Here is a 13956-nt window from a genome sequence, read left to right on the forward strand (position 1 = left end):
TTATGTTTTTATTATCTGAAAAATAATATGACAGCAAGTTAAGAGGATAGTTACTACTTTCTCTTAATAAAACAATATGAAGAAGTATTTTGCTGGTTAAAATAAAGATGAGTCTTAAGTGTAATAAAAGACTATTCGTACGTACCGTATGGCGAAGCATTTTGATTGTTTTGCTATTACAAGTGCTATGTATATCTTTGATTTGGTTGTATTATTTTGTCCAACCCCGTGGTTACCAAGCAACTTTAATATTTTCGTTATCTGATTCTGTAGGAAAACCATTACCAATCAAAAAGCAAGACAATGTTATCGCCTTTTTGTTTTCACAGCCTATGTTCTTCAATGATTCGCAATTTTCTTTAAGTGCTTTTAATAAGAAAAAAAATCATGAAAATATCCGTTTATCGCGTCGTGGTGATTTTATCGATTTGACTTTTGAAGCTGAGACACTTGAAGCAGCTCAACGTGGGTTGGAAACTTGGTTTTCCGCATTTTCACAAGCAATCATAAAACAGAAACAATTCTTGTTAAATGATAAATTAGAAGACAAACAATATGATAATACTGCAATCGTTAATATCGTGCAGGGATTTCGTACATCTGTTGAGTCTTTTATTCAGCAGGGTGTAAAACAAACAGAGCTTCATGATCTTTCTATGCAATTAACGGAAGCAACTTTAAAGCGTATTCATTTAACAAGTTTGAATTCAACGATTAACACGATGCGTGAAAAGGGACAGTCTTTATTGTCTTTATCGTTTATTGCAGGTAATTCAGCAATTGTTGCTCTGGAATCTAAACGTGATCTTTTGGAAACGCAAAGAGCACATATGGCGGTGCAATTGGGGTGGACACATCCTCAAATTAAAGCAATGACTGCGGAATTAGAGACAGTTTCTCATCAATTAAAAAATAAAATTTTACAAATCGTTTATCAAGTTCATTCAGATGAGGTTATTGCAACGGAATTAGAAAAACAGCTCAAAAAAAGAATAAACTTTTTTGTAAAAGATCAATCCCAATCTTTGAATGAAATATTTAACGAGTTTGAAAATAAAATAAAAGCAGCAGTCGATGCACAAAATAAAGCGATAAGTAACTCTGCTCAACGAAGAGAAAAAATTATTGGTTCATATCGGAGATTGAGTGATGATCCTCTTCTTTTACAAAACACAAATATCCACGTGGTTATGCCAACAACGTTAGCACCAATTTCTTTTATGGCTCTTTATGGAAAAAATATTTTTGTGAGTGCATTGGCTAGCTTCCTTACTCTTTTACTAGGAATATTGTTATTTTATCCGTGCTTTAAAAGCAAAAAAGATCAACCTTCAGAAGAGGATTTGAGATCAAAAGAAAATGCTCTTAAGAAGAACGAGAGTATTTTAGTCTCTCAAGAAATGAAAAATCTTGAAGCTTTTATTACGATAGAGGGATTATCTGATGTTTTGAAATGGCGTGCTTCAACCATTATTTCAATCATTGGACCAGAGGCTGCACGGACAGCGGCAAAGCTTTCACTTCATCTCACAAAAGAGAACAAAACAATTTTGTTGGTCGATATTTCTGGTCAACAAATAGAGAAGGTCATTGGTCCACATCGCGGACTGAGTGATATTTTAACGGGCAATGCCCAGTTGCATGATGTTATTTACCGTGATTATGATACGGGGGTTGATATTCTTCCTCAGGGGTTAACAAGTGCTATTTCTGCACAAGATTTTTCAAATTACATTTCTCATATATTACAAGAATTTAAAACAGAATATGACTTTATCATCCTTGAGATGGCAAGCGAACCAAAATATGGATTTGAGCAATTTGCAGAGCTAACAGACTATTATATTTGTAATACTGTTCTTAATGAACAAGAATGGATGATGCGGATGGTAAGCAGCTTTCCAAAGACTGTTTATCGCGTTGTTGCATCATAAACTTCGTAAAAAAGAAATATGTATCGCATGTTATAGTGGTACGCTTGTTTTTTGCTAAAGTTATAGTACATACTAGAATACACAAAGATTTGATGTTTAAATTTTAAAATGCATTGTAGTTGGAGAGAAGCGTGGGGCAATCAGAGATGGCAGTAAAGAGATTAAACAATAGCATTTTAACGCCCGTGCAAAAGAAAAATAGAAAACAAATACAGGTGTGGCTTTACTCTATTTTATTGCTTTGTTTAGCAATTGTCTTAGTAGGTGGCGCTACTCGTTTGACGGGATCAGGATTATCTATAACGGAATGGAAGCCAATACACGGCGTTATTCCACCGATTGGTGTGGATCAATGGCAAGAGGAATTTTTAAAATATCAACAGATAGCACAATATAAGCTGCTTAATCCTGATATGACCTTAAGTGCTTTTAAGGTCATTTTTTGGTGGGAATGGGCGCATCGTGTTCTTGGGCGTCTTGTTGGTCTTGTCGCTTTATTGGGGCTCATTTGGTTTTGGGCGACTAAGCGTATTGAAAAAAATATCTTACTCTCGCTTATTGTCGTGCCTATTCTTATCGCCTTTCAAGGCTTTATTGGTTGGTGGATGGTTGCTTCAGGGATTGGGCAAAGTAATTTAACAAGTGTGAGCCAATATCGTTTGGCATTTCATCTTATAACGGCATGTTTTGTTATTGTTTTTGTCACTTATTTATCTCGAGGACTTGCAGAATACTCAGAAAAGCCAGCAAATCAAAAGGTGCAATATTTTGCGGCTTGGCTTGTTGTTCTCGTCTTGATAGAGATTTATTTTGGAGCTTTGGTTGCAGGGCTTCATGCTGGAAAAGTCTATAATACATGGCCTCTTATGGATGGGCAGATTATTCCTGATGGATTGTTGCAGCTTCGTCCTGTTTGGCTCAATTTATTCGAAAATTCCTTAATGGTTCAATTTATTCATCGGTTTTTTGCTTATTTTTTATTTATTGTCTCAGTTATTCATGCTTTCTATGTACAAAAAAACATTCCACATTCAACCCATTCTCGTCGTGCATTTCTTATCTGTGTTATGATTATTATCCAAGCACTCTTGGGTATCTTAACACTGTTACATGAGGTTCCGATAAGTTTAGGGCTCATTCACCAAAGTATGGCACTAGCAGTGTTGTGTTTTGCGGTTGCGCACTGGCGAGCAACGAAAGGGGCATATCGCGTTGTTGAGTAAAAGTTTGTATTTAGGGAGTTTTAGTCGCTTGAAAGCATTAAGTCGAGGTTCTGAATAGCCGCAGCTGATGCGCCTTTTCCTAAATTATCGAATATGGCGCTGAGATTAAAAATACCTTCACGATCATTTCCAAATACGAACAGTTTCATATCATCTTTATTGGCTAAACACTCTGGATTAAGTCTTTGAAGTGAAGCAGTTTCTTCTTGTGATGCAACTAAAATGGTATTTTGTCCATCGTAATGGTTTGCGAGAATTTCGCGCAAATCAGAACAGTTTGCTGATTTTGTGAATAAATGGCGATGCAGAGGAAGATTCACAATCATTCCTTGGGGAAAACGACCAACACTTGGTATAAAAATTGGGGTTTGGTTGATTTGTCCATAAATTTTAATTTCTGGCACATGTTTGTGTTCAAGATTAAGACCATAGATAAAATAATTGTCCTGAATATTTTGTTGAGATTGATTTTCCATTTGTAAAATCAACTGTTTTCCACCACCAGTATAGCCGGAGATTGCATTAATCGATACGGGATAATAGGCGTCTAGCAGTCCTGCTTCACGGAGTGGGCGAATCAAACTAATGGCACCGGTAGGATAGCACCCAGGATTGGTTACATAATGTGCTGCTTGGATGCGCTTTCTTTGTCCTGCTGTCATTTCAGGAAAACCGTAAACCCAGTCTGGTGCAACACGGTGGGCTGTCGAGCTATCAATAATCCTAATGTTTTTATTTTTTTTAAGCCAATGAACTGTTTCGCGTGCAGTATCATCTGGAAGACACAAAATAGCAATATCGGCTTGATTAAGATAGTCTTGTCGCAGATGAACATTATGGCGATCTTTATGAGCAAGAGAGAGTAGTTTTAAATCTGTACGCTTCTCTAAGCGTTTTTGTATTTGTAGTCCGGTTGTGCCATGTTCACCATCAATAAAAACTTTGGTTAGCATTCTTATTTGCCTTGTATTAACTTTGCCTATTATATTCAGCTTTTCACATTATAAATTATTTTTAATCATTAAATTATTGAATTTCTTTAGATTATAGATACCTTTTGTAAAAGGTGTAAACAAATAAGAGTGTAAAAAAAGAAATGTAATCTCATTTTTCATCATTCTTGAGAGGGAAGTTTTTCACTGTTTTTATAACAAAGAGTAAGATAAATATTTGCATCATTATTTTTGAGTGTAAGTGGTTTAAAATGTTTGGTTTGCATGGTTTGCTGTGTTATCGTTCAGTGACTTTATTTTTTTATGTTAGGAACGTGTTTTATGACCCAGCAAGCAAGTGACGCAGAAAAGCGCTTTTTTAATGATAATTTACAAACTGTTGATGGTGCAATCTTTGATGCAATTAGAGGGGAGTTTGAGCGTCAACAACATGAAATTGAGCTGATTGCTTCAGAGAATATTGTTTCAAGGGCGGTCCTTGAAGCGCAGGGGTCTGTTTTAACTAATAAGTATGCAGAAGGTTATCCAAGAAAGCGCTACTATGGCGGGTGTCAATTTGTTGATGTCGTTGAAGATTTAGCCATTGAAAGGGCAAAACAGCTTTTTGGTGCTGCTTTTGCAAATGTACAGCCTAATTCTGGTAGCCAAATGAATCAAGCTGTCTTTTTAGCTTTACTTCAGCCTGGTGACACATTTATGGGATTAGACTTAAATGCTGGTGGTCACCTTACGCATGGTTCATCTGTTAATATGTCAGGAAAATGGTTTGATGTTGTTTCCTATGGTGTGCGTCAAGAAGATCAGATTATTGATATGGATGAGGTTGAGCAGCTTGCAAAAGAACGTAAGCCCAAACTTATTATAGCGGGTGGCTCATCTTATCCACGGCTATGGGATTGGAAACGATTCCGTGAAATTGCAGATGAGATTGGTGCTCATCTACTCGTTGATATGTCTCATATTGCCGGTCTTGTTGCTGGTGGCGTGCATCCTTCACCCGTTCCACATGCGCATATTGTAACAACAACAACACATAAGTCGCTTCGAGGTCCTCGTGGTGGTTTAATATTGACAAATGATGAGTCTTTATCCAGAAAAATTAATTCTGCAATTTTTCCTGGTCTTCAAGGTGGTCCTTTAATGCATGTAATTGCCGCAAAGGCTGTTGCGTTTGAGGAGGCTTTGCGTCCCTCTTTCAAGAGTTACAGTGCCAATGTGGTCGCTAATGCGAAAACTTTAGCAAAAATATTACAGAGTAATGGTTTTAATATTGTTTCTGGTGGTACAGATAATCATTTGTTGTTGGTTGATTTACGTTCCAAAAATCTAACAGGTAAACGTGCTGAATTGGCTTTGGGGCGCGCTCGTATTACCTGCAATAAAAATGGTATTCCTTTTGATCCTGAAACGCCATCTATAACATCGGGAATTCGCTTGGGATCACCTGCTGCCACAACACGTGGTTTTTTAGAAAAAGAGTTTATTCAAGTTGGTCATCTGGTTTCAGAAGTTCTTGATGGTCTTCGGAGCGCAAAAAGTGATGAAGATAATTATGCCGTTGAAATGGCTGTTGAGAAAAAGGTAAAAGATATAACGAGTCAATTTCCTCTTTACTCTTATCTTAGTACTCGTTAAGGACATAAAAGATGCGCTGTCCTTACTGCCAATATGAGGATACACAGGTTAAAGATTCACGTCCAGCAGAAGAGGGGGCAGTGATTCGCCGACGTCGTGTGTGTTCCGTTTGTGGTGGTCGTTTTACAACTTTTGAACGTGTTCAGTTGCGTGAGCTCTTGGTTGCTAAAAAAAGTGGACGATGTGAACCATTCGATCGTGATAAGTTAATGCGATCAGTTGATGTAGCTGTACGTAAGCGCAATATTGATCCTGATCATATTGAACGAGCAATTTCTGGCATTGTGCGCCAGCTTGAAAGTTTGGGAGAACCAGAGATTGCTTCAGAAAAAATTGGACATCTTGTGATGGAAGCATTGAAAAGAATTGATGATATTGCTTATATTCGTTTTGCTTCTGTGTATCGAGATTTTCGTAATGCAAGCGATTTTCACGATGTTATAGATGAATTGTCAAAGGGTATTGCGGATACAGAATCTCGTTTTGATGAATAAAAAAGTGCAAGATGAACGGTTTATGGCTGCAGCTATTCGTTTAGCAGAACGTCATGTCGGTCTTACAGGTGAGAATCCTTCCGTTGGTACGTTAATTGTGCGAAACGATAATAGTGCGGGGGCATTTATTGTTGGCTATGGCGTAACAGCTATTCATGGGAGTCCTCATGCGGAAGTGCAAGCTTTACATATGGCTGGTTCTTTAGCTCAAGGAGCGACTGCTTATGTTACTTTAGAACCTTGTGCGCATTATGGAAAAACTTCGCCGTGTGTAAATGCACTTATTGATTCAGGTATTTCTCGAGTTGTTGTTGCGCTGACTGATTGTGACAAGCGTGTTGATGGTCATGGTATTGCTCTTTTGCGAGCAGCGGGTATTGAAGTGGTTGAGGGAATTTTAGCTGAAGAGGCTTTTGAATCTTTATGGACACATTGGTGCATAAGGAAGATACAACGCTGTGCGGTCACTTTTAAAATGGCAATTTCTGCTGATAATGGTGTTGGAAAAAGAGAAAAGGGCAGCGTAAAAATTAGTGGAACACTTTCTCATGCTCATACGCATATTCTACGTGCCCAAAATAATGCTATCCTCGTTGGTATTGGCACTATATTAGCAGATGATCCACAACTCAATTGCCGCTTGCCAGGGATGGAGGTACGCTCACCAATTCGTATTATTTTGGATACAGATTTATCTATCCCCCTTGATGCAAAAGTTGTCCAAACAGCCATGAAAATTCCTACATGGGTTATTTGTGATGTGGATCTTTCAAAGAAAAGCAAAAAAAATGCATTGGAGCAATATGGTGTGTCTGTTTATTCGGTAGAGATGAACAATGGTTGTGTAGAACCCTTTGCTCTTTTACAGATGCTTTATAAATATGGGATTAATAGTGTTTTATTGGAAGGGGGCGTAAAAACAGGGGAAACGTTTTTAAATGCTGGTTGTGTGGATCATTTGATATGTTTTTATGCACCCGTTATTTTAGGCGAAGGTCGTGTTGAAGCCCCTCATTTTGGAAATTATCTTTCGCAATTTCGTAAGGTTGAATCAAGAATGTTTGGAAATGACCGTTTTTATAAATGGAGGCGTAAAGCACTATGTTCACAGGGATTATAACAGACATCGGTTGTGTTGAAGATGTACAACCTTTAAAGCAAGGGGTACGTTTAGATATTTCTACGCGCTATGACATACAGAGTTTGGAAATTGGTGCATCGATTGCGTGTTCAGGGATTTGTCTGACAATTGTAGAGCGGGGGGTAAAACAAGCGACTGCTGGTTGGTTTGCTGTAGAAGCATGGGAAGAAGCATTGCGTTTGACTAATCTTGCACAATGGACAAAAGGAACTTTTGTTAATTTGGAACGTTCGCTTCGATTAGGTGATGAAATAGGAGGACATTTGGTTTCCGGTCATATTGATGGTTTGGCTGAAATCATTGATCAAAAAAATGAAGGGGATGCAATTCGTTTTTATTTAAAAGTTGTAAGACAATTTATGCCTTTCATTGTCAATAAGGGATCTATTGCACTTAATGGGACATCTTTGACTGTTAATGGTGTTGAGGATTGTGTTTTTGATGTTCTTATTATTCGCCATACACTCGAAATGACAACGTGGGGACAAGCTAGAATTGGAGATTGGGTCAATTTGGAAATTGATCAACTTGCTCGTTATGCTGCGAAACTTTTTGCTTTAAAAAGAGAAGATGAATAAGCCAAAACTCTATTGATCGTTTTCAGAATTTTATGCTTTATAACTTTGATTTTTTTGATTCGTTTTTTGTGGAATTCCATTATGATGAAAGAGATACGTAAAAAGCCTCACGTATTGATTGTTGAAGCACGTTTTTATGAGGGGATTTCTGATGCGCTTTTGAGAGGTGCAGTGAATACTTTGCAAAAAGCTGAAGCAAGTTATGATGTTGTAACGGTTCCTGGAGCATTAGAAATACCAAGTGCAATAGCTTTTGCTGAACAAAATAACATATCTTATGATGGTTATGTTGCTCTTGGTTGTGTTATTCGGGGCGAAACATATCACTTTGAAATTGTTGCTAATGATTCTTGTCGTGCATTGATGGATTTAACTGTTCATCAGCATTTGGCTATTGGAAATGGTATTTTGACTGTTGAAAACGAAGAACAAGCATGGGTGCGTGCAAAACTAGATGACAAAAATAAAGGTGGTTTTGCGGCTGAAGCTGCTTTATGTATGATCGCTCTAAAAAAGAGATTTGGAGATAATCGTTAAATATGGCTGATATAAAAAGCAGACATTTTCCGCGTTCAGCCAATAAACGTGGAGCAGCAAGACTCGCTGCAGTTCAAGCCCTCTATCAAATGGATATCGTGGGGTCGGGGGTGATGGAAACAGCAGCTGAGTATGAAGCTTATCGTTTGGGAAAAGATATCGATGGAGACCAGTATCTTGAAGCTGATTTTCAATGGTTTTTGGCTATTATAACGGGTGTTGTAAAAGATCAAAAGCAGCTTGATCCTCTGCTTCATCAACAGCTTTCTGCTGAGTGGTCTCTTTCACGTCTTGATTCTATATTGCGAGCAATTTTACGAGCAAGTTTATGGGAGTTGATCAACCGTAAAGATGTTCCTGTTGCGGTTGTCATGAATGAATATGTTGACATAGCGAAGGCTTTTTTTGAAGGTGATGAGCCAAAACTTGTTAATGCAGTTCTCGACAGTATGGCAAAAAAAGTCCGCCTATAAGAGCTAAAAATCCCTCTATTATTAGGTCTGATAATATCAGACCTAATAATATTGAGACGGTATGTAGACTATATGATTTAGTTATGGGGTGGCAAATTCGCAGGGCCTTTTATAATTTGAATTAAGAAAGGATGTTCTTTTGTTACAGTTGGTGTTGTTTGTGTAATAAAATCAAATACTTGACCGTCTTGTAATCCGTAATTAGCAACTTTTGCAACCTGATCATTTTTATTGAAGTAAATGGCTAAAACTTTGCGATCAATAATCTTTGTTTTCATAAACTGCATCCCACGATAGCGTGTCTGTGAGATGTAATAAAAAACTTCATTATCATATTTTGTTTTTAATGAAGGGGTTCCTAAAGTTAAAAGAACTTGCTCTTGACTTGAGCCAATAGCAATAGAACTTAGAGCATTTTTATCAAGAATATAGCCCTCTCTATAAATTTGGCTCGAACCTGAAGAATCGAGAAGACCACATCCCGCAAGCATTCCTATGCTTGCTATTGATAGACCAATCAATAATTTACGTTTGATTAAGGCTATTATGTGAGGCATTTGAAACAATGATATCTCCCTTTATACTGAGATGTAGGACAAGAAGGCAACCTCAAGTTTTTTCTAATTTTAGCTTAATCCACCGTAGCTTACACTGAGTTTCCCTGTTATAAAGCAAATTATGCCATATAGAATTTCTTTAGAAAAGAAAAAAATGCATGAATACTTGAGATAAATAAAAACACAGTGTTTTATGCGTTTTTATGTTTGGGAGTTGTCAATGAATGTTCAAAATGTTCCTCAAATGACATTTGCTTTGGCTTATCCAATATCTGTACGTTCTCTACCTGCTAAAGGTATAAGGGTTCATTTTTGTGCAAACAAAAAAGAATGTACAAATTTAGCTCAGAACCATGATTTAATTGAAGTAAAATCTTGTGAGGGAAATTTTCATATTTTCCCGTGGAAAAAACGCGGAGTGCGTATAAAAGGTCTGTTGCAAGCGCGCATACTACAGTTATGTGTCGTTACATTAGAACCATTAGAAAATATCCTTTGTGAAAATATTGAGGTTGTTTTTGTTCCTGAAGATTCAAATTTGATGAAGCCAAAAACATCAGAGGATACAGGAGAATTGTTTTTAGATGTGGAGGGGCTTGATACTCCTGAAGTGTTTTATGATGATAAAATTGATATTGGTGCAATCATGGAAGAGTTTTTTGAGTTGTCTATTAATCATTATCCACGTAAAGAGGGGATAAAGATGGATATGGTTGAAAATTTAGAAGAAGCAGAGCAAAAATTCTCGCCATTTTCTGTTTTGAAAAATTGGAAGTAATTGTAAAAACATAAAAAAAATATCTATTGTATGCTAAACGGTATTTTCTACGGAGCGATTTTTGCAAGATTTGCTTTGTGAGTGTTCAGGAGCCGAAAATCATAATATGTGTTTAAAGATGTAAATGAAAAGATGTGGGATATGCAAGCGTGATTAGAATTTCTGTGGATGTCATGGGCGGTGATTACGGTCCAGAAGCAGCTATTGCAGGAGCAGCAATTGTACAAAAATATTTATCAAATATTTATTTTCTGTTTTATGGAATAGAGGAGGATGTTCGTCCGGTTTTAAAAAAATACCCTTGTTTGGATTCTGTATCGCGCTTTTGCCCTACAGAAAGTTATACACGCATGGATGAAAAGCCAAGCCAAGCACTTCGTAATGGACGTGGTAAATCATCAATGTGGTACGCCATTGAAGCGGTAAAAAATGGTGAAGCTGATGCTTGCATTTCTGCTGGTAATACGGGTGCACTCATGGCCATGTCTTATTTTTGTTTGAAAATGCTAGCAGAGGCTGAACGTCCTGGTATTGCGGGTATCTGGCCAACACTTCGCAGTGAGAGTATCGTTTTGGATATTGGGGCAACAATTGGTGCCTCTGCTAGTCAGTTGGTTGATTTGGCGGTTATGGGAGCGGGTATGTTTCGCGCTTTATATCACACTGAAAGACCAAGTGTTGGGCTTTTAAATGTGGGGGTGGAAGAGGTTAAAGGACTTTATGAAATAAAAAAAGCAGGAATGATATTGCGTGAAGTGCAATTAGAAGGATTGGAATATAAAGGATTTGTTGAGGGCAATGACATTGGAAAAGGAACAGTCGATGTTGTTGTAACAGAGGGGTTTTCTGGTAATATTGCTTTAAAAACCGCAGAAGGAACCGCGCGACAGATAGGAGAGATTTTAAACTCTGCACTGCGCAGTTCTTTTTTAACATCTCTTGGTTATTTTTTATCGCGGGGTGCTTTTCGTACGCTGAAACACAAAATGGATCCCGAGAGGGTGAATGGAGGAGTGCTTTTGGGGTTGAATGGTGTTGTGATCAAAAGCCATGGGAGTGCTAATGCTAACGGTTTTGCTTCTGCTATCCGCGTTGGTTATGAGATGGTTAATAATGGACTTTTGAAAAAAATAACAGCTGATTTGCGACGGTTTCATGAGAATAAAGAAACACTTTTTGATCAAGAAGTTGAAGAGACAGTGAATGGAGAGTCCTTATGATAAGCTCTTATAATAGAAATGAAAAAATTGAAGAAAAGGTAAGAGCTGAATGATTCGGTCAATTATACGTGGTGTAGGAAGTGCTTTGCCGAAGAGAAGTTTATCAAATGATGAGATTGCAAAGTTTGTTGAAACGTCAGATTCATGGATTGTTCAGCGTACAGGAATACGCCAACGTTATATTGCCAGTGAAAATGAAACAACTGTTTCTTTAGGAGTTGAGGCTGCGCAAGCAGCACTTACAAATGCTGGTTTAACAATAAAAGACATTGATTGTATTATTTTAGCAACATCCACCCCGAATCGTACTTTTCCTGCTTCTGCTGTTGAAATTCAGTGTGCTTTGGGAATGAGCCATGGATTTGCTTTTGATATTCAAGCTGTTTGCTCTGGTTTTATTTTTGCTTTAACAACAGGAGATTCTTATTTACGGTGTGGAGCGGCTAAAAGAATTTTAGTTATTGGATCCGATACATTTTCTCGGATTTTAGATTGGGAAGATCGTACGACATGTGTTTTGTTTGGTGATGGTGCGGGTGCTGCTATTTTGGAAGCACAAGAAATTGAGGGGGGTATTGCTTTTGAGCGTGGTATATTGTCTGCGAAATTGCGCTCTAATGGCGCTTATATAGATAAGCTATATGTTGATGGTGGACCTTCAACAACACAAACGACAGGCTATTTGCGTATGGAAGGACGAGAAGTTTTTAAATATGCTGTTGGTATGATAACGGATGTGGTTGATGATTGTTTTGCAGCTGCAGGTATGGATTCTTCACAACTAGATTGGTTCGTACCTCATCAGGCTAATAAGCGCATTATTGAAGCATCTGCTAAAAAACTGGGAATTTCACTAGATAAAGTTGTGATTACCGTTGATCAACATGGTAATACGTCTGCGGCATCAGTTCCGTTGGCTTTAACAACAGCTGTTTGCGATGGAAAAATAAAAGAAGGAGATCTTATCATGTTAGAGGCCATGGGAGGTGGATTTACATGGGGAGCAATTCTTATTCGTTGGTAAATTATGGCTACTTGACCATATTTCAAGAAAACGTATAAGTCATTTTGTAATTTTTAATATTTTAATAGGTGGTTATAATGACAAGTAAGACAGTAACGCGTGCAGATTTAGCGAGCGTAGTTTGTAAAAGAGTGGGCTTGTCACATACTGAATCAGCAGCTTTAGTCGAATTGGTTTTGGATGAGATTTGCAACTCACTTGTAAGAGGTGAAGCGGTTAAATTATCCTCTTTTGCAACTTTTCAGGTTCGCAGTAAAAATGAACGTGTTGGGCGCAATCCAAAAACAGGTGTTGAAGCACCTATTCCGCCGCGACGTGTTGTGACGTTTAAGGCTGCCAATGTCCTTAAACAGAGAATTTTAGATTCGCATCGTGCAAGACAGAAAAAATGATTCTTATAAATGAATGCCATGGTATGTTTAGTATTTGTTAAAAAAATGATAAAATAAAGGTCTTTGTTTTTTAGAAAAAGACAGTTGTGTAAGTCGTCAATGATGGTCTTATTTTTGACTAATCTTGTTGAGAAATTGAGACAGAATGAGTCATTGTAAAGTAATTTATTTTGTTTTAAATAAGGTGTTGCAAAATGGATAAAAGCTCTGATGCTTTTCGCACAATTAGCGAAGTAGCCGAGTTATTGGAGCTGCCGCAGCATGTCTTAAGATTCTGGGAAACACGTTTTAGGCAGATTAAACCAATGAAACGTGGGGGAGGAAGGCGCTATTATCGTCCGGTCGATGTTGATTTGCTCAATGGTATTAAGCAGTTATTATATGATCAGGGTTATACGATAAAAGGTGTGCAACGCCTTTTGAAAGAAAATGGTGTTGCTTTTGTGACTGCATTGGGTAATGGTGATCTTGATGCTATGAATGTAGTCATAGAGAAGAAACATGCAGGACAAACTTCTGAAAATGCTAGCAATAAGCCTAAGAAATCTTCTTTTGGGCTTTTGAGTTTCATGAGGAATGAGGAAGAAACATCTGTCGGTTCTGTGAATCTTTATAAAGATAAAACTGATAAAGCATTGTTGCAAGAAATCCTATTTGAACTCATTGAATGTAAGCGTGTTCTTGATAGAGCACGATAGCAATAATATTTTTTGTTTTATATGTGTTGCTTTTTTAGCAAAACATGTGTTTTGAAATTGTTTTACAAATCAATATCTTGCGTCTAGCGTAGCAATGTGTTTTGTAGATATTTAGATGTTTTATGGGGGTGCCCAGAGTTTTATACGTTCAACGAATAGTAATGTATCGTATGTGTATATTTAACGAGTTTTTTATAAGAGTTTTTAATTTGGTAAAATATAAAGAGGGGAAAGAATAAACGCTGAGTTTTACCATTTTTCTCTGATTGGGCTTTATAAAAGTTAAGGCAATATCTCATCAGTGTAGATTGCGGGATAT

15 protein-coding genes are annotated in these 13956 nt (G+C 37.4%); 13 read left to right on the forward strand and 2 right to left on the reverse strand.

Annotated elements, in window-relative coordinates; translation table 11 throughout:
- Nucleotides 1-107 precede the first annotated feature (107 nt).
- Both U736_RS0109485 and U736_RS0109490 read left to right on the forward strand, forming a co-directional pair.
- Nucleotides 108-1934 carry a membrane protein gene (locus U736_RS0109485; protein ID WP_015856460.1) on the forward strand — a complete coding sequence of 609 codons (1827 nt, stop codon included), beginning with the start codon at nucleotides 108-110 and terminating at the stop codon, nucleotides 1932-1934.
- A gap of 146 nt (nucleotides 1935-2080) precedes the next feature.
- Nucleotides 2081-3157, forward strand: a complete 1077-nt coding sequence (locus U736_RS0109490) for a COX15/CtaA family protein (RefSeq protein ID WP_015856459.1) — start codon at nucleotides 2081-2083, stop codon at nucleotides 3155-3157.
- Nucleotides 3158-3177: 20 nt separating this feature from the next.
- On the opposite strand, the gene argC is transcribed toward U736_RS0109490, so the two are convergent.
- Nucleotides 3178-4110, reverse strand: a complete 933-nt coding sequence (gene argC, locus U736_RS0109495) for an N-acetyl-gamma-glutamyl-phosphate reductase (RefSeq protein ID WP_015856458.1) — start codon at nucleotides 4108-4110, stop codon at nucleotides 3178-3180.
- A gap of 321 nt (nucleotides 4111-4431) precedes the next feature.
- Here argC and glyA point away from each other — a divergent pair, with 321 nt between their 5' ends.
- The 6 genes from glyA to nusB all read left to right on the forward strand — a co-directional run bounded on the left by glyA (nucleotide 4432) and on the right by nusB (nucleotide 8968).
- Entirely contained in the window at nucleotides 4432-5745 is a 1314-nt protein-coding gene (gene glyA, locus U736_RS0109505) for a serine hydroxymethyltransferase (RefSeq protein WP_015856457.1), read from the forward strand.
- An 11-nt stretch (nucleotides 5746-5756) separates the two neighbouring features.
- Entirely contained in the window at nucleotides 5757-6239 is a 483-nt protein-coding gene (gene nrdR, locus U736_RS0109510) for a transcriptional regulator NrdR (protein ID WP_015856456.1), read from the forward strand.
- Nucleotides 6232-7359 (forward strand): bifunctional diaminohydroxyphosphoribosylaminopyrimidine deaminase/5-amino-6-(5-phosphoribosylamino)uracil reductase RibD, encoded by a 1128-nt coding sequence (ribD, locus tag U736_RS0109515; protein ID WP_015856455.1) that lies wholly within the window; start codon nucleotides 6232-6234, stop codon nucleotides 7357-7359. Before nrdR ends, ribD begins: the two co-directional genes overlap by 8 nt.
- Entirely contained in the window at nucleotides 7341-7958 is a 618-nt protein-coding gene (locus U736_RS0109520) for a riboflavin synthase (RefSeq protein ID WP_015856454.1), read from the forward strand. The genes ribD and U736_RS0109520 overlap by 19 nt, the downstream gene beginning before the upstream one ends.
- Before the next feature lie 81 nt (nucleotides 7959-8039).
- Nucleotides 8040-8495 carry a 6,7-dimethyl-8-ribityllumazine synthase gene (locus tag U736_RS0109525; RefSeq protein WP_015856453.1) on the forward strand — a complete coding sequence of 152 codons (456 nt, stop codon included), beginning with the start codon at nucleotides 8040-8042 and terminating at the stop codon, nucleotides 8493-8495.
- Between the two features lie 2 nt (nucleotides 8496-8497).
- Complete coding sequence (gene nusB / locus U736_RS0109530) at nucleotides 8498-8968, forward strand: transcription antitermination factor NusB (protein WP_026500736.1); 471 nt, start codon at nucleotides 8498-8500, stop codon at nucleotides 8966-8968.
- A gap of 77 nt (nucleotides 8969-9045) precedes the next feature.
- Here the strand turns inward: nusB and U736_RS0109535 are convergent, their stop codons facing one another.
- On the reverse strand, nucleotides 9046-9525 hold the full coding sequence (locus tag U736_RS0109535) for an outer membrane protein assembly factor BamE (RefSeq protein WP_015856451.1): 480 nt from the start codon (nucleotides 9523-9525) through the stop codon (nucleotides 9046-9048).
- 220 nt (nucleotides 9526-9745) lie between these two features.
- Here U736_RS0109535 and U736_RS0109540 point away from each other — a divergent pair, with 220 nt between their 5' ends.
- The 5 genes from U736_RS0109540 (at nucleotide 9746) to U736_RS0109560 (ending at nucleotide 13637) form a co-directional block, all read left to right on the forward strand.
- A complete protein-coding gene (locus U736_RS0109540) occupies nucleotides 9746-10303 on the forward strand; it encodes a YceD family protein (protein ID WP_015856450.1) in 558 nt (185 codons plus the stop codon).
- A 149-nt stretch (nucleotides 10304-10452) separates the two neighbouring features.
- Nucleotides 10453-11523: a phosphate acyltransferase PlsX gene (plsX, locus tag U736_RS0109545; protein ID WP_015856449.1), complete on the forward strand. Its 1071-nt coding sequence runs from the start codon at nucleotides 10453-10455 to the stop codon at nucleotides 11521-11523.
- Between the two features lie 49 nt (nucleotides 11524-11572).
- Nucleotides 11573-12547: a beta-ketoacyl-ACP synthase III gene (locus tag U736_RS0109550; RefSeq protein WP_015856448.1), complete on the forward strand. Its 975-nt coding sequence runs from the start codon at nucleotides 11573-11575 to the stop codon at nucleotides 12545-12547.
- A 77-nt stretch (nucleotides 12548-12624) separates the two neighbouring features.
- Nucleotides 12625-12939, forward strand: coding sequence for an integration host factor subunit alpha (locus tag U736_RS0109555; protein ID WP_015856447.1), 315 nt, complete (start codon nucleotides 12625-12627; stop codon nucleotides 12937-12939).
- A gap of 194 nt (nucleotides 12940-13133) precedes the next feature.
- Nucleotides 13134-13637, forward strand: coding sequence for a MerR family transcriptional regulator (locus U736_RS0109560; RefSeq protein ID WP_015856446.1), 504 nt, complete (start codon nucleotides 13134-13136; stop codon nucleotides 13635-13637).
- Nucleotides 13638-13956 lie beyond the last annotated feature (319 nt).

Origin of the sequence: Bartonella grahamii ATCC 700132, from assembly GCF_000518085.1 — a bacterium.
GTDB lineage: Bacteria > Pseudomonadota > Alphaproteobacteria > Rhizobiales > Rhizobiaceae > Bartonella > Bartonella grahamii.